Source organism: Amycolatopsis sp. NPDC004625 (genome assembly GCF_040609695.1).
Taxonomy (GTDB): Bacteria; Actinomycetota; Actinomycetes; order Mycobacteriales; family Pseudonocardiaceae; genus Amycolatopsis.
The window spans coordinates 37,854-53,193 of the sequence record NZ_JBEXKX010000054.1 but is presented as its reverse complement, the minus strand read 5'-3'; the positions used below and the strand labels follow the sequence as shown (position 1 = coordinate 53,193).

The 15,340-nt window shown below is 70.6% G+C and carries 13 protein-coding genes; 3 read left to right on the top strand and 10 right to left on the bottom strand.

What is annotated here, in order from left to right; translation table 11 throughout:
* Positions 1-131: 131 nt before the first annotated feature.
* Entirely contained in the window at positions 132-1,589 is a 1,458-nt protein-coding gene (locus ABZW17_RS39695) for an MFS transporter (RefSeq protein WP_354825958.1), read from the bottom strand.
* A gap of 85 nt (positions 1,590-1,674) precedes the next feature.
* Here ABZW17_RS39695 and ABZW17_RS39690 point away from each other — a divergent pair, with 85 nt between their 5' ends.
* Positions 1,675-2,049 carry a MarR family transcriptional regulator gene (locus tag ABZW17_RS39690; protein WP_354825955.1) on the top strand — a complete coding sequence of 125 codons (375 nt, stop codon included), beginning with the start codon at positions 1,675-1,677 and terminating at the stop codon, positions 2,047-2,049.
* Here ABZW17_RS39690 and ABZW17_RS39685 read toward each other — a convergent pair.
* The 7 genes from ABZW17_RS39685 to ABZW17_RS39655 all read right to left on the bottom strand — a co-directional run bounded on the left by ABZW17_RS39685 (position 2,046) and on the right by ABZW17_RS39655 (position 11,323).
* Positions 2,046-3,395, bottom strand: a complete 1,350-nt coding sequence (locus ABZW17_RS39685) for a trypsin-like peptidase domain-containing protein (RefSeq protein ID WP_354825953.1) — start codon at positions 3,393-3,395, stop codon at positions 2,046-2,048. The genes ABZW17_RS39690 and ABZW17_RS39685 overlap by 4 nt on opposite strands.
* A 157-nt stretch (positions 3,396-3,552) precedes the next feature.
* Positions 3,553-5,979, bottom strand: coding sequence for an FAD-dependent oxidoreductase (locus ABZW17_RS39680; RefSeq protein WP_354825950.1), 2,427 nt, complete (start codon positions 5,977-5,979; stop codon positions 3,553-3,555).
* A gap of 13 nt (positions 5,980-5,992) precedes the next feature.
* Positions 5,993-6,835 carry a formyltetrahydrofolate deformylase gene (purU, locus tag ABZW17_RS39675; protein WP_354825947.1) on the bottom strand — a complete coding sequence of 281 codons (843 nt, stop codon included), beginning with the start codon at positions 6,833-6,835 and terminating at the stop codon, positions 5,993-5,995.
* Positions 6,832-7,299, bottom strand: coding sequence for a sarcosine oxidase subunit gamma family protein (locus tag ABZW17_RS39670; RefSeq protein ID WP_354825943.1), 468 nt, complete (start codon positions 7,297-7,299; stop codon positions 6,832-6,834). The genes purU and ABZW17_RS39670 overlap by 4 nt, the downstream gene beginning before the upstream one ends.
* Positions 7,289-9,826, bottom strand: a complete 2,538-nt coding sequence (locus ABZW17_RS39665; RefSeq protein ID WP_354825940.1) for a 2Fe-2S iron-sulfur cluster-binding protein — start codon at positions 9,824-9,826, stop codon at positions 7,289-7,291. Before ABZW17_RS39665 ends, ABZW17_RS39670 begins: the two co-directional genes overlap by 11 nt.
* Positions 9,823-10,101: a sarcosine oxidase subunit delta gene (locus tag ABZW17_RS39660; RefSeq protein ID WP_354825937.1), complete on the bottom strand. Its 279-nt coding sequence runs from the start codon at positions 10,099-10,101 to the stop codon at positions 9,823-9,825. The genes ABZW17_RS39665 and ABZW17_RS39660 overlap by 4 nt, the downstream gene beginning before the upstream one ends.
* A gap of 10 nt (positions 10,102-10,111) precedes the next feature.
* Positions 10,112-11,323 (bottom strand): sarcosine oxidase subunit beta family protein, encoded by a 1,212-nt coding sequence (locus ABZW17_RS39655; protein WP_354825934.1) that lies wholly within the window; start codon positions 11,321-11,323, stop codon positions 10,112-10,114.
* Positions 11,324-11,379: 56 nt separating this feature from the next.
* Between ABZW17_RS39655 and ABZW17_RS39650 the strand changes: the two genes are divergently transcribed.
* A complete protein-coding gene (locus ABZW17_RS39650) occupies positions 11,380-12,027 on the top strand; it encodes a GntR family transcriptional regulator (protein ID WP_354825931.1) in 648 nt (215 codons plus the stop codon).
* Here ABZW17_RS39650 and ABZW17_RS39645 read toward each other — a convergent pair.
* Entirely contained in the window at positions 12,024-13,145 is a 1,122-nt protein-coding gene (locus ABZW17_RS39645) for an aromatic ring-hydroxylating dioxygenase subunit alpha (protein WP_354825928.1), read from the bottom strand. The genes ABZW17_RS39650 and ABZW17_RS39645 overlap by 4 nt on opposite strands.
* Before the next feature lie 97 nt (positions 13,146-13,242).
* Positions 13,243-13,830: a TetR family transcriptional regulator gene (locus ABZW17_RS39640; RefSeq protein ID WP_354825925.1), complete on the bottom strand. Its 588-nt coding sequence runs from the start codon at positions 13,828-13,830 to the stop codon at positions 13,243-13,245.
* 40 nt (positions 13,831-13,870) lie between these two features.
* Here ABZW17_RS39640 and ABZW17_RS39635 point away from each other — a divergent pair, with 40 nt between their 5' ends.
* Positions 13,871-15,337 (top strand): aldehyde dehydrogenase family protein, encoded by a 1,467-nt coding sequence (locus ABZW17_RS39635; protein WP_354825922.1) that lies wholly within the window; start codon positions 13,871-13,873, stop codon positions 15,335-15,337.
* Positions 15,338-15,340: the final 3 nt, after the last annotated feature.

The following is a 15,340-nucleotide window of genomic DNA, read 5'->3' as shown; positions in this document are numbered from 1 at the left end:
GCGGGGGTGGGGGCGGGGCGGGGGGGGGGGCGGGCCTCACCTGTGCGGCGGGGCTTGTTTCCCTCAAAAACATTTTATCTAACCCTGTTTCTCACTCACGACCGGCCGCGGCGGTGTCCCCGGGTAGCGGTTCAGTCCGCGAGGGCCAGCAGATCCTCCGCGACGACCGGCTCCTCGGCCGGCCGCTTCCGGGCCACCAGGCCGCTTGCCGCGACCAGCAGGCCCAGTACCGCGATTCCGGTGACCACGCTCAGCGCCGGCGTCAACCCCGTCAGCAGCGCCGCCGGGGAGGCCTCGCGGCCGCCGTTCGCGGTCAGGACCGCCGTCACCACCGCCAGGCCGATGGCGCCGCCGACCTGCAGGGACGTGTTCAGCAGACCGCCGGCCAGACCCTGCTCGTCGTCCGCGATGCCCGCCGTCGCCTGGATGTTCAGGGACGAGAACGCCAGCGTGAAGCCGATGCCCAGCAGGATCATGCTCGGGAGCACGCTGCCCGCGTAGCCCGAGTGCTCGTCGATGCGCAGGAACAGCGCGTAGCCGATGACGTGCGCGACCACGCCCGCGAAGATCGTGCGGGGCGTGCCGACCCGGTCGATCAGCGGCTCGATGCGCGGGGATCCGAACGCCACGATCAGGGCCGCGGGCAGGAAGCCCAGCGCGGTCTGCAGGGCCGACCAGCCCAGGACCCGCTGCAGGTACAGCATCACCACGAACTGGAAGCCGATGTACGCGCCGAAGAACAGCGCGCCGCCGAGGTTTGCGCGGGCCAGCGGGCCCGACCGGAGGATGCCCAGGCGCAGCAGCGGGTGGCGGCTGCGCTTCTCGATGACCACGAACGTCACCAGCAGCGCCAGCGCGACCACGAACGTGATCAGCGTGCGCGGGGCGGCCCAGCCGACCTCCGGCGCCTCGACCACGCCGAACACCAGCAGCAGCGAACCGGCGGCGCCGGTGACGGCGCCCGGGAAGTCGTACCCGCTGCCCTCTTCGCGCCGGTAGGACGGGATCAGCTTCCACGCCGCCACCAGCGCGACCAGCGCGATCGGGGCGGGCAGCAGGAACGTCCAGCGCCAGCCGACCTCGGTCAGCAGGCCGGAGAACACGAGACCGGCGGAGTAGCCGCTGGCGCCGAACACGGCGAAGATGCTGATCGCCTTGTTGCGGGCCGGGCCCTCCTGGAACGTCGTGGTGATGATGGACAGCGCGGCCGGCGCCGTGAACGCGGCGGCCAGACCCTTGATGAACCGGCTCGCGATGAGCAGGGCGCCGTCGTCGACGAGGCCGCCGAGCAGCGAAGCGAGCGCGAAGATCGCGACGGCGACGAGGAACACGCGCCGGCGGCCGAGCAGGTCGGCGGTGCGGCCGCCGAGCAGCAGCAGCCCGCCGTACCCGAGGACGTAGCCGCTGACGACCCACTGCAGCGCGTTGGTGGACAGGCCGAGGTCGGCCTGGATGGCCGGGAGCGCGACCCCGACCATCGACACGTCGAGCGCGTCGAGGCCGATGACGATCGAAACGGTGAGCAGGACACCCCAGAGACGTGCGTCCCACCGGGTCGAGGTGGTGGACAAGGACACGGAAGAGCTCATGGCGGCGACATTACATGCACGCGCATCTAATGTCCAAGCATTTAATGTGTTTGCATCTGATGCTCGTGCATGCTAAGTTGGCGCCGTGAGCGACGTCGCCGAGAAGGAACTGGTCCAGGAGTGGCACGAGCTGCTGGCCCGCTACTCGGCCGTGTTCAGCACCCTCGAATGCCGCCTGCAGGAGAGCCACGGCATCGGCGCGAACGAGTTCGAGGCCCTCGAGCGCCTCGCGACCTGCGACTTCAAGTGCCGCTCGGCCGACCTGATCAGCACGATCCACCTCAGCCAGAGCGCCACGTCCCGCCTGGTCGCCCGCCTGGAGAAGGAGGGCCTGGTCGAGCGCGCCCTGTGCGAGGTGGACCGGCGCGGCATCTTCGTCACGATCACCGACGCCGGCCGCGAGAAGTACCTCGCGGCGAAGCAGACCCACCGCGAAGTACTGCGGGAAATCCTGCGCTAACCGACCGGCCCCTCGATCGCCTTCACCTGAAGCTGCCGCTGCCCCCCGGCCGCGCTGGTCACCGTCAGCGTCAGCTGGTCACCCGGGTGGTGGGTGTCCATCACGTTCGTCAACGAAGTCGCCGAGTCCACCGGCCGGCCGTCGATCGCCGTGATCACGTCCCCGGCCGCCAGACCCGCCTTCTGCGACGGCCCGCGCGGGACCACCTCGCGGACCCTCGCCCCGCCCTGGCCGTCGGAGACCGAGACGCCGATGAACGCCGTCTTGCCGATGTGGATCTTGTCCGTCGCGGTGCCCGCGACGATCTTGTGCGCGATGTCGACGGCCTGGTTGATCGGGATGGCGAAGCCCTGCCCGGCGCCGCCGCTGCGGCGGCCGTTCAGCTGGTAGCCGGTCGATGCCGCCGTGTCGACGCCGATGACCTGCGCGTCCGCGTTGACCAGCGGGCCGCCGGAGTCGCCCGACTCGATGTTCGCCCGGACCTGGATCAGCCCGGTGAGCTGCTCGGACGAGCCGCTGGACTCGTCGGAGGCGGTGATCGACTGGTCCAGCGCCGTCACCGTGCCCGGCGCGGGCACCGGGTCGCCGCCCTTGCCGCCCGCGTTGCCGAGGCCGAGGATCTGGTCGCCGACCGCGACCTTCGACGAGTCGCCGATGGCCGCGGTGGGCAGCCCGGACGCGCCCCGCAGCTGGATGACGGCGACGTCCTCGGTGCGGTCGTAGCCGAGCACGTCGGCCGTGTAGGTGTCGCCGGTGCCGATGCTGGTGACCTTGATGCTGGTCGCGCCGGCGACGACGTGGTTGTTGGTGAGCACCTCGCCGTCGGCGGTGAGCACGATGCCGGTGCCCGCCGCGGCCGCGCCCTGCAGGCCCAGCTCGGTGTTGATGTTCACGATGGCCGGGTTGACCTTCGCCGACACGGCGTCGACGTCGAGGACCGTCCTGGCCTCGCTGGGCTGCCCGGAGAAGCCGAAGTTCTGGTTGCCGCCCGCGGTGGGCGCGTTCGCCCCCGAGATCAGGTGCCCGATCCCGAGCCCGGCGACCACGGCCAGCGCGATCGCGACGACCGCCACGGTCAGCGCGCGCAGCGGGTGCCGGCGGCGCGGCGGGGGCTGGTAGGCGGGCGGCGGGTAGGCGTAGGTCGGCTGGGTGTACGGCGACGGGTACGGGCGACCCCACTGGTCCTGGGGCGGCGGGTAGTGGCCGTAGCGGTCTTGCTGCTGGTAGCCCGGGTGGGGGTCCTGCGGATAGCCGTTCTGCCCGTAGTAGTCCGGCGAGTACCCGCCCTGGCCGTAGCCGTACGGGTACTCGCCGCCGCCCTGCGGCCCTCGGTCGTACTCGCTCATGCACAGCTCCAGCTCTCGACAAGCCTCCGGCCTCTCCAGGAAACGCCCCGTTCCTGAGAATTTCCTGGTGCGCTTCCATGGACTTGCTGTGGATTACCCGTTCGAGAGCGAAGCGTGACCCGACGTGACCGGCGTTACGTGCGCGCGCACCCGGCGGTCACCGCCGGATCCGCTCCATGCCGGGGTCGACCAGCGGCTCGGCGGCCACGGTGGCCGCGACCCGGCGGCCGAAGTACTCGATCTCCACGCTGCTGCCGACGTCCGCCGACGCCGGGAGCCACGCGTAGGCGATCGGCCGCCCGACGGTGTACCCGTACGCGGCGCTCGTGACGTACCCCGAAGGCACGCCGTCGACGAACACCGGTTCCTTGCCCAGCACGACCGTGCGGCCGTCGTCGATCGTCAGGCACCGCAGCCGCCGCGACGGTGTCCGCCCTTCGATCGCCTCCCGGCCCAGGAAGTCCCCCTTCGCGAGGCGCACCGCGAAGTCGACGCCGGCCTCGTAGGGGTCGTGCTCGGTGGTCATGTCCGTGCCCCACAGCCGGTAGCCCTTCTCCAGCCGCAGGCTGTTGAACGCCGCCCGCCCGGCCGCGATGACGCCCAGGGGCTGCCCGGCCGCCCACAGCGCGTCCCACAGCCGCAGGCCGTTGTCCGCGCCGGTGTAGATCTCCCAGCCGAGCTCGCCCACATAGGACAGTCGCATCGCGACCACCGGCACCCCGGCGATCCGCGCTTTGCGCGCCCGGAAGTACTTCAGGCCTGCGTGCGAGAAGTCCTCACGGGACAGTGGCTGCACGAGGTCCCGCGCCAGCGGTCCCCAGACGCCGACGCAGCACGTCCCACCGGTGATGTCCCGGACCCGCACCCCGGCCGGCGCGTGCTTGACGAAGTGGTCGACGTCGATGGTGCCGTTGATCCCGACCTGGAACACCTCCGGCTCCAGCCGCGCGACCGTGACGTCACTGCGCACCCCGCCCGCGGAATCCAGCATCAGCGTGTACGTCACCGAACCCACCGACTTGTCCAGCTGGTTCGTGGTCAGCGACTGCAGCAGCTCCAGGGATCCCGGCCCGCTGATCTCGACGCGCTTCAACGGTGTCATGTCGTACAGCGCGACGCCGTTGCGAGTCTGCCACGCCTCGGCCGCCGCGATCGGCGAGTGGAACTGCGCCGACCAGGCGTCCCGCGCGGGCGGCAGCGCGTCGTGCGGGAGCTTCTTCAGCAGCGGCGCGTTGGCCTCGAACCAGTGCGGCCGCTCCCAGCCGCCCGCCTCCAGGAACACCGCGCCCAGCTCTCGCTGCCGCGCGTGGAACGGTGTCACCCGCAGGTCGCGCGGGGACAGCTTGGGCTGCAACGGGTGCAGGATGTCGTAGACTTCGACGAAGTTCTGCTGCGCGGTCTCGCTCACGTACGAGGGCGCGAGCTGGACCTCCTCGAAGCGGTGGACGTCGATGTCGTGGGTGTCCACTTCGGAATGGCCGTCGACGAGCAGCTGGGCGACGGCCTTCGCGATGCCCGCGGAGTGCGTCACCCAGATCGCCTCGGCCAGCCAGAACCCGCGGACGTCGGCCGACTCGCCGACCAGCGACTGGCCGTCCGGGGTGAAGGAGAAGATGCCGTTGAAGCCCTCTTCGACCTTGGTCTGGCGCAACGCGGGCAGCAGCAGCCGGCTCTGTTCCCACGACGGCGCGAAGTCGTCTTCGGTGAAGGGAAGCATCGACGGCATGGCCGTTTCGGTGACCGTCGGGTCCAGAGTGGACTCGTCGACGGGCATCGGCCGGTGGGCGTAGGAGCCGATGCCGAGCCGGTCGACGTGCTCGCGGAAGTAGAGGTCCTGGTCCTGGTGGCGCAGGATCGGGAGGCTCGCCTCGACGTCCTCGGTGGTGCGCCCGGCGAGTTCCGCGACCTGCCCGGTCTTGACGTACTGGTGGGCCAGCGGCAGCAGCGGGACGTCCATGCCCACCATCGCGCCGATCTCGCGGCCCCAGAACCCGGCGCACGACACGACGACGTCGGCCGGGAAGTCGCCCCGGTCGGTCCGGACGCCGGTGACGCGGCCGCCCTCCTGCCGGACGTCGGTGACCTTTGTGGACCCCAGGAACCGGGCGCCCCGCGAGGTCGCGCGCGAGGCCAGCACCTCGACGGCCTTGGCGGCCCGCGCGAGCCCGTCGGTCGGGACGTACAAGGCGCCGAAGATCCGCGAACCGTCCAGGAGCGGCCAGCGCTCGACACACTCGGAGGCGTCGATGAGCTCACCGGGGACGCCCCACGACGTCGCCCAGCCGTGCTTGCGCTTGAGGTCCTCCCAGCGCGCCGGGGTGGTCGCGACCTCCATGCCGCCGACCTGGAGGAAGCAGTCCAGCTCCTTCAGCTTCGACACGGTGTAGCGGGCGAAGTCCGTCATCGCCTTGGACGCGTTGGTCTGGAACACCAGGCCGGGCGCGTGCGAGGTCGACCCGCCGGTGCGCGGCAGCGGGCCCCGGTCGAGCACGGTGACGTCGGTCCAGCCGCGGGCGGTCAGCTCGTCGGCCAGGTTCGCGCCGACGATGCCGGCGCCGATGATCACGACCTTCGGTGCACTCATGGCGGAACTCCTTCTACCGGAAGACGACGGTGCTGTTGCCGTTGAGCAGGACGCGGCGTTCGCAGTGCCAGCGAACCGCGCGCGAGAGGGCGAGGGCCTCGGCGTCGCGCCCGACGGTCACCAGCTCGCGCGGCGAGTACGTGTGGTCGACGCGCTGGACCTCCTGCTCGATGATCGGGCCCTCGTCGAGGTCGGGCGTGACGTAGTGCGCGGTCGCGCCGACGTACTTCACGCCGCGGTCGTAGGCCTGGTGGTAGGGCTTGGCGCCCTTGAAACCGGGCAGGAACGAGTGGTGGATGTTGATCGCGCGGCCCTCGAGCTTCTGGCACAGCTCGTTGGACAGCACCTGCATGTACCGGGCCAGCACCACCAGATCCGCGGAGTACTCCCCGACCAGGTCCAGCAGCCGCTGCTCGGCCTCCGCCTTGGTTTCCGGCGTCACCGGGACGTGCACGAACGGCACCCCCGCCGCCTCGGCCATCGGCCGCAGGTCCTCGTGGTTCGACACGACCACGGCGATCTCGGCGCCGAGGCCGCCCGCGCGCCAGCGGAACAGCAGGTCGTTCAGGCAGTGCCCGAACTTCGACACCATGACGAGGATCCGCGGCGGGGTGCCGTCGGAGAACCCGAACTCCATGCCGAAGTCGCCGGCCACCGGCGCGAACGTCCGGGTCAGGTCGTCCACAGTGGTCTCTTCGGTGCGGGTGAACGACGTGCGCAGGAACAGCGAGCCGCGGACGTCGTCGTCGAACTGCTGGTGCTCGACGATGTCGCAGCCCTGCCCGACGAGGAACGTCGTGACGGCGTGCACGATGCCCGCGCGTTCGGGGCACTTGAGCGTCAGGGTGAAGGTCACGGGACGTACTCCAGGCTCGCGTCCGCCAGCCACGCCTCGAAGTAGTCCGAAAAGGACTGTCGCACGAGGAGCATGAAGGCGTCTTCCCGGACCAGCAGCACGATGCCGGTCCGGGCCAGCAGGGTCTGCACGCAGGTACCCGGCGGTGCCGTCTCCAGGTCGATCGAGCACCCGTGCGCCAGCACGTCGGCCCGGCGCGACCCGGTGAGCCGGAAGACGTTCCGCTGCGCCGAGACGTCCACCACGGCGTCGCTTTCCCGCGAAAGAGCGGCTTCCAGCTCCGTTTGGCGGCCGGGTTCGGCGAGCACCAGGTACTCGTCCGGGCCCATCCACAGCACGTCGACGCCGTTGCCGCTGGTGAAGGCGCACGGCCCGGGCAGGTCGACGCCGAGTAGGCTCTCCCCGCCCCGGAGACGGACGGTGAGCTGGGTGCGGAACTTTTCTTCGACGACCTCAACCGTCACGGCGGGCTCCTTCCCGGTCGAAGAGCACGGACTCGGTCACGGTCACCGGCACCACGTCGTCGCCGACCGGGACGTACAGCGTTTCGCCGATCCGCTCCCGGCCGGACCGCACCAGCGCGAGGGCGAAAGTGCGGCCGAGGGCGGCACTGTCGTAGCTGGACGTGACGTGGCCGAGCATCCGCACCGGCGGTTCCGGCACGGTCTCGGATTCGATGATCTGCGAGCCCTCCGGCAGCAGGACCGCCGGATCGACCGGGAGCAGGCCGACCAGGTGCTTGCGGTCGGGCCGGTTGTTCTCGGCGCGGGCGAACGACCGCTTGCCGATGAAGTCGGCCTTCTTCTTCGACACCGCCCAGGACATCCCGAGGTCCTGCGGGGTGACCGTGCCGTCGGTGTCCTGCCCGATGATCGGATAGCCCTTCTCGGCCCGCAGGACATGCATGGTCTCGGTGCCGTACGGTGTCGCCCCTTGATCCACTATGGACTGCCAGAGCGCGGGCCCGTGCCACGACGGGACGTTGATCTCGTACGCCAGTTCGCCGGAGAAGCTGATCCGGCAGACGCGGGCCCGCAGACCGGCGACCTCGGCGTCCTGCCAGGTCATGAACCCGAAAGCCTCGTTGGAGACGTCCAGATCCGGCGCCAGGCGGCCGAGGACCTCCCGCGATCGCGGGCCGACCAGCGGGATCGTGGCCCAGTGCTCGGTCACCGACGTCGCGAAAACGCGCAGGTGCGGCCACTCCGTCTGCAGCCACTCCTCCATCCACTCGAGGATCTTCGCCGCGTTGCCGGTGGTCGTGGTGACGAGGAACCGCTCCTCGCCGACGCGGATCACGGTCCCGTCGTCGAGCACCATGCCGTCGACCCCGCACATCACGCCGTAGCGGATGCGGCCCACGCGCAGAGTGCTCATCATGTTCGTGTAAAGCATGTCGAGGAACCAGCCGGCGTCCGGGCCCTGGACGTCGATCTTGCCCAAAGTGGACCCGTCCATCACGGCCACGTCGTTGCGGGCGGCGCGGCATTCGCGCCGGACGGCGTCGGCCATCGGTTCGCCGGGCCGCGGGTAGTACCACGGCCGCTTCCACTGGCCGACGTTCTCGAATTCGGCGCCGTGCCCGACGTGCCACGGGTGGATCGTCGTGACGCGCACCGGATCGTGTAGCTCGCCGCGGTTCCGGCCGGCCAGCGCGGCGAACGGCACCGGCGTGTACGGCGGGCGGAACGTCGTCGGCCGGCGGTCGGCGAGGTCGACGCCGAGGGCCTCGGCGGTGATACCGGCGGCGAGCATGCCGGACGTCTTGCCCTGGTCGTGCGCGGTGCCGATGGTCGTGTACCGCTTGACGTGCTCCAGCGAGCGCAGGCCGGCGCCGGTCGCGCGCAGGACGTCCGACACGGTCGCGTCGCGCTGCAGGTCCACGAACCGGGTGTCCACTTCGGACTCCGGCGCGGGCACCTGCCAGAGCACCTTGGTCTCCGGCAGTCCCTCGCCCGCGGCGGCCCCGACGACGGTCACGTTCAGCAGGTCACCAGCTGGGACATATGCGCCCAGCCCGCCGTCGTACCGCAGGGTGCCGCGGGCCTGGCTGTACAGGTGCACGGCCGGGTTCCAGCCGCCGGACACGAGCAGCAGGTCACACGGCACCCGCTCACCCTCCAGCTCGCCCAGTTTCGCCACGTGAGCGGCGGTGATGTGGGTGTCGCCGTCGGTGCCGATCACGCCGTGGCCCTCGCGGGCGTCGACGATCCGCACGATCTCGGCCCCGGCCGCCGCCAAGTCGGAGGCGGCCTCGAGCGCGGAATCGTTGGTGGTGAACACGACCACGCGCTGTCCGGCCAGGACGCCGTACCGGTTCAGGTACGTGCGGGCGGCCGACGCGAGCATGATGCCGGGCCGGTCGTTGTCCGGGAACACGATCGGCCGCTCGTGGGCGCCGGTCGCGAGGACGATCCGCTTCGCCCGGATCCGCCACACCCGCTGCCGGGAGATCCGTTCGGGCGCGGCGGGCTCGCCCCGGCGTTCCAGGGCGAGCACGAACCCGTCGTCGTAGACGCCGAACGCCGTGGTGCGCGAGAGGAACCGGACACCGTCCGGAGCTTGGCCGCCGGGCTGGTCGTCGACGAGCAGGACGCGGCCGGAGGCGGCGCGGGCGGCGGCCTGTCCGGCCGGACCGGCGCCGATGACCAGGACGTCGCAGTGGGCGTGCTTGGCGTCGTACCGCGCCGGGTCCGGTTCGGTGGCGAGCCGGCCCTGACCCCGCAGGCCACGGGCCTCCAGGCCGTCGTACAGCTCGACGGTGGTGGCCGACAGCATCGGCTCCGGGAACGGCTTTTCGATCTGCACCAGGGCGTTCGAGTCCTCGACACCGGCGGCGAAGATGCCGCGCGGCCGGCCGTGCTTGATGCTGGTCGCGACCCGGTGGATGCCGTTGGCCAGCAACGCGGACGCCAGGGTGTCGCCGAGGTAGCCGGTCAGCTCGCGGCCGTCGAAGGTGAACTTGAGCGGGACGCCGGACAGCCGGGTCATGGGATCACCGGCCGGGGCTCGTCGAGGCGGTAGACGGCCAAGAGGTCGTGGGTCCGGGTGTCGCGGACCGCGTTGAACCACCGCCGGCAGCCCGCGGAATGGGACCACCGCTCGGAAAGCGGCCCGCTCGGGTTGTCCCGGAAGAAGACGAACTTCGCCCAGTCCTCATCGGACAGTGCCGCCGGGTCCGGCGGGTAGGCGACGTGCGCTTGGCCGCCGTAGTGGAACTCGGCTTCCTCGCGCGGCCCGCACCACGGGCAGGGAATGAGGTGCATGAGGGAACTCCTAGTGCGCGACGGCGGCGGCGCCGTGCTCGTCGACGAGGGCACCGGTGGTGAACCGGTCGAGGGTGAAGGGTTCGGCGTACTCGTGCGGCTTCCCGCGCGCGATGGTCGCCGCGAAGACGTCACCGACGCCGGGGGTGGCCTTGAACCCGCCGGTGCCCCAGCCGCAGTTGAGGAACAGGTTCTCCACCGGCGTCAGGCCGACGATCGGCGAGGCGTCCGGGCTCGTGTCGACGATTCCGGCCCAGGTCCGCAGCAGGTGCGCCCGCGCGAACACCGGGAACAGCTCCAGCGCGGCGGCCATCTGGTCCTCGATGATGTGGAACGAGCCGCGCTGGCCGTAGCCGTTGTAGCTGTCGATGCCGGCGCCCATCACGAGTTCGCCCTTGTGCGCCTGGGAAACGTAGACGTGCACGGCGTTCGACATGACGACCGTGGGGTGGACCGGCTCCAGCAGCTCCGACACCAGCGCCTGCAGCGGATGCGACGTCAGCGGCAGGTCCAGGCCGACCATCTTCGCGAGCACGGAGGTGTGCCCGGCCGCGCACAGCGCCACCTTGCCCGCGGCGATCCGGCCACGGGACGTCTCGACGCCGGTGACCCGGCCGTCCACTGTGGAGATCCCGGTGACCTCGCAGTTCTGGATGAGGTCGACGCCCAGCCGGTGCGCGGCGCGGGCGAACCCCCAGGCCACGTAGTCGTGCTTCGCGATACCCGCGCGCGGCTGGAAGGTGGCCCCGAGCACCGGGTAGCGGACGTCCGGCGAGGTGTTGACGATCGGGCAGATCTCCTTGACGCCGTCGGCGTCCACCCATTCGGCGTCGATGCCGTTGAGCTTGTTGGCCTCGACGCGGCGGACGCTGTCGCGGACGTCCTGCAGGCTGTGCGCCAGGTTGAGCACCCCGCGCTGGCTGAACAGGATCGGGTAGCCGAGGTCCTCTTCGAGGCCTTCCCAGAGCTTGAGGGAGTGCTCGTAGATGCCGGAGCTCTCGTCCCAGAGGTAGTTGGAGCGGATGATCGTGGTGTTGCGGGCCATGTTGCCGCCGGCGAGCCAGCCCTTCTCCAGCACGGCCACGTTGGTGATGCCCTGTTTGGCCAGGTAGTACGCGGTGGCGATGCCGTGCCCGCCACCGCCCACGACGATGACGTCGTAGCTCTTGCGGGGGTCGGGGTTGTCCCAGAGGAAGTCCGGGTGCTCCGGCAGGTCGGTCATCGGGAACCCATCTGGTCGACTTCTGATATATCAATCGTCGATGTAGACTAGGCGTCATGCACCCGCAGGTCAATCCCCCGTCGCTGGCCGAACAGGCGTACCTCTTCGTCCGTGATCGCCTGGTCATGCTGGACATCCCGCCGGGCTCTCCGCTCAACGAGGAGGAGCTCGGCACCCAGCTCGGCATGGGCCGGACGCCGATCCGCGAGGCACTGAAACGGCTGGAGTCCGAACGCCTGGTCGTCGCCTACCCGCGGCGTGGGACCTTCGCCACCGACGTCAACATCTCCGACCTCGCGCACATCTCCGAGGTCCGGCGCACGCTCGAACCGATGGCGACGGCCGCCGCGGCCGTGCGGGCGACCGCGGCCGATCGGGACGCCCTGACCGAGCTGCGCGCGCAGCTCGACGCCGACGTCGCCGGTGTCGACAACAACGAGCTGCTGCGCACCGACCTCGCCCTGCACCGGGCGATCTACCGGTGCGTGCACAACCCGTTCCTCGAGGACACGCTGATCCGGTACGACAACCTGGCCACCCGGATCTGGTGCGTGTTCGTGCCCCGGCTGTCCGGGATGGCCGGCCACGTCCACGAGCACGTCCCGCTCCTCACCGCGATCATCGAGGGCGACGGCGAGAAGGCCGCCGCGTTGACGCACGCGCACGTCACCGGGTTCGAGGCCGCCATCCGGGCGCTGATCTAAGCCGCCAGGCGGGCGCGGACCCAGTCGTGGAACGCGCCGATGTGGTGCTCGCTGGGCACCAGCACGCCGCCCCGCGCGTACGAGCGGGAGTCCATCGCCAGCTGGCAGCGTTCGCACGCCTCGAAGTCCTGCAGGTTGACGCGGTGGAAGAGCTCGACCGACCGGGTCAGGTCCGTGCCGGATTCGACGACCTCGGGCAGGTACAGCCAGTCGCAGCGGACCAGCGTCCGATCCGGGGCCAGGGGGAACATCCGGTGCAGGATCACGTGGTCCGGGACGAGGTTGACGAAGACGCCCGGTTTGATGGTGATCGCGTAGTACTTGCGGTCCTGGGCTTCGGTGACACCCGGCAGGCGGTCGACGCCTTCGCTGCCGTCGACGGTGAACCCCTTGATGTCGCCGCCGAACTCGGCGCCGTGCCCGACGTAGTACTGCGCGGCGTAGCCGTCGGCGAACTCCGGGAGCACCTCGGTGAGCTCCGGGTGGATCGTCGCGCAGTGGTAGCACTCCATGAAGTTCTCGATGATCTGCTTCCAGTTCGCCTTCACGTCGTACTCGATGCGCTTGCCCAGCGCGAGGCCGTCGATGCCGTAGGCGTCGATCTCCGCCGGGCCGCCGAGCCGTTCGGTGACGGCGCCGATCACCGTCTCTTCGAACGACGGCGGTTCGTCGGCCAGGCAGACCCAGGCGTAGCCGAGCCACTCGCGCAGGTGCAGCCGGGTCAGGCCGAACTCGGTCCGGTCGACGTCCGGCATGCCGGTGAGGTTCGGCGCGGCGATCAGCTTGCCGTCCAGGCCGTAGGTCCAGGCGTGGTACGGGCACTGGAAGGCGCGCTTGACGGTACCGGTTCCGGCCGTGCAGAGCCGGGCCCCGCGGTGACGGCAGACGTTGAGGAAGGCGTTCAGCTTCCCGTCCCGGCCGCGGGAGACGAGCACGCTTTCCTTGCCGATCTGGACGGTCTCGAACGAACCCGGCCCGGTGAGGTCGGCGCTGCGCACGGCGCAGAACCAGTCCGCCTCGAAGATCTTCGCCTGCTCCAGCGCGAAGATCGCCGGATCGGTGTAGGAGCTGCCGGGCAACGTGGCGAGCAGGCTCGGCGGGAGATCGATAGCGGTCACCGGCGTGGTCCTCTCCGCGGTTCAGGACGGGAGTAGTTGCGCAGAACGCGTCTTGTTGCTCACTCCGGAACAGAGTGACTGCCGCCCCGCGCGGCTGTCAACAAGTTCGGTCCGCCGGTCCCTCGATCGCCCGCCGGAACAGTGTTTCGATCTCCTCGCGGGTGGGCCGCGGGTCGGCCAGGGCGGCCTGCATCAGGAGGCCGCAGAACAACCCGGCCAGCAGCCGGCCGGTGAGGGGGTCGGTGCGGGAGCCGAAGAACGCGATCAGGGCGTCGTCCCACGCCGCGCTCGCCTTGCGCAGGGCCGGCCGGTGCAGCGCCGCGACGTACAGGTCGTACTCGACGACGGTGTCCCGGTACTGCTCGTTGATGTAGCCCATCACCAGGTCGGCCAGCGCCGCGGCGAAGTCGGCGTCCGGCGCGAGCGCCGACTCCCACTCCTTCAGCGCGTGGACGTTCTTCTCGGCCGCCTCGTGCAGGGCGACTTCCAGGAGGTCGTCCAGCGTCGCGAAGTGGTAGGTCGTCGAGCCCAGCGGCACCCCCGCGGCGGCCGCCACCGACCGGTGCGTGACGCCGTCGATCCCCCGCTGCGCGACCACCTCGATCGCCGCCTTGGCGATCCGGGCCCGCCGCTCGGGGTCGTTCGGACCGCGGCGCCGCGTCGCGCCGGGTTCGCTCTTCACCATCGAGCCCCCTTGTGGACATCTGTACATGTTTCGCGTACAAATGTACGCACTCTGGACGCCAGGCAGCCACTACCGATCCGGGAAGGGCCGCATGTTCGCTGTGCTGAACCCCGCGACCGGCGAGGTCATCGCGACCCTCGCCGAGGCGGGCCGCGCGGAGGTCGACGCCGCCGTGCACGCTGCGCGACGGGCCTTCGACGAGGGCCCGTGGCGGCGGACGACCGCCACCGAGCGCGGCGCGCTGCTGCGCCGGACCGCCGACCTCCTGGTCCGCGACCGCGAGGAGCTGGCCCGCACCGAGAGCCTCGACACCGGCAAGACGCTCGGCGAAGGCCGCATCGACATCGACGACGTGACCAACGTCTTCCGCTACTACGCCGACCTCGCCGACAAGGACGCCGGGCGGCTGGTCGACGCGGGCAGCGCGACCGTGGTCAGCCGGATCGTGCACGAACCGGTCGGGGTCTGCGCGCTCATCGCGCCGTGGAACTACCCGCTGCTCCAGATGTCCTGGAAGGTCGCGCCCGCGCTGGCCGCGGGCAACACGATGGTGCTCAAGCCCAGCGAGGTCACCCCGCTGACCACGATCAAGCTGGTCGAACTGCTCGAAGAAGCCGGGACGCCGGCCGGTGTGGTCAACCTGCTGCTCGGCGACGGCCGCGTCGGCGCGGCGATGGTCGAGCACCCGGGCGTCGACCTGGTCTCCTTCACCGGCGGCTACTCGACCGGCGAGAAGATCATGACGGCCGCCGCGAAGGGCGTCCGCCGGGTCGCCCTCGAACTCGGCGGCAAGAACCCCAACGTCGTGTTCGACGACGCCGAGTACGACACCGCCCTCGACTACGCCCTGATGGCCGCGTTCGTCCATTCCGGACAGGTCTGTTCGGCGGGCGCGCGGCTGATCGTCCAGGACGGGATCCACGACCGGTTCGTCGCGGACCTCGCCGCGCGCGCCGACCGGATCCGCGTCGGCGACCCGCTCGACCCCGCCACCGAAACGGGCGCGATCGTCTCGGCACAGCACCTCGCCAAGGTCGAGGGCTACCTCGAAAGCGCTCTCAAGGAAGGCGCCACGCTCCGCGCGGGCGGGAAGCGGCCCGAGGGACCGGAGTACGGCAACGGCTTCTTCCTGCGGCCGACCGTGTTCTCGGACTGCACCCGGGAGATGACGATCGTCCGGGAAGAGGTCTTCGGCCCGGTCGTCACCGTCGAACGCTTCGCGCACGAGGCCGACGCGATCGCGCTGGCCAACGACACCGAATACGGGCTCGCCGGGGCCGTGTGGACGTCGGACGCGTCGCGCGCCCAGCGGGTCGCCGGGGCCCTGCGCCACGGCACCGTGTGGATCAACGACTACCACCCCTACCTGCCCCAGGCGGAGTGGGGTGGTTACGGCAGATCGGGCATCGGCCGCGAACTCGGGCCGTCCGGGCTGGCCGAATACCAGGAGAGCAAGCACATCTACCAGAACATCGATCCCGTTCCGCAGCACTGGTTCAAGGGCTGAACC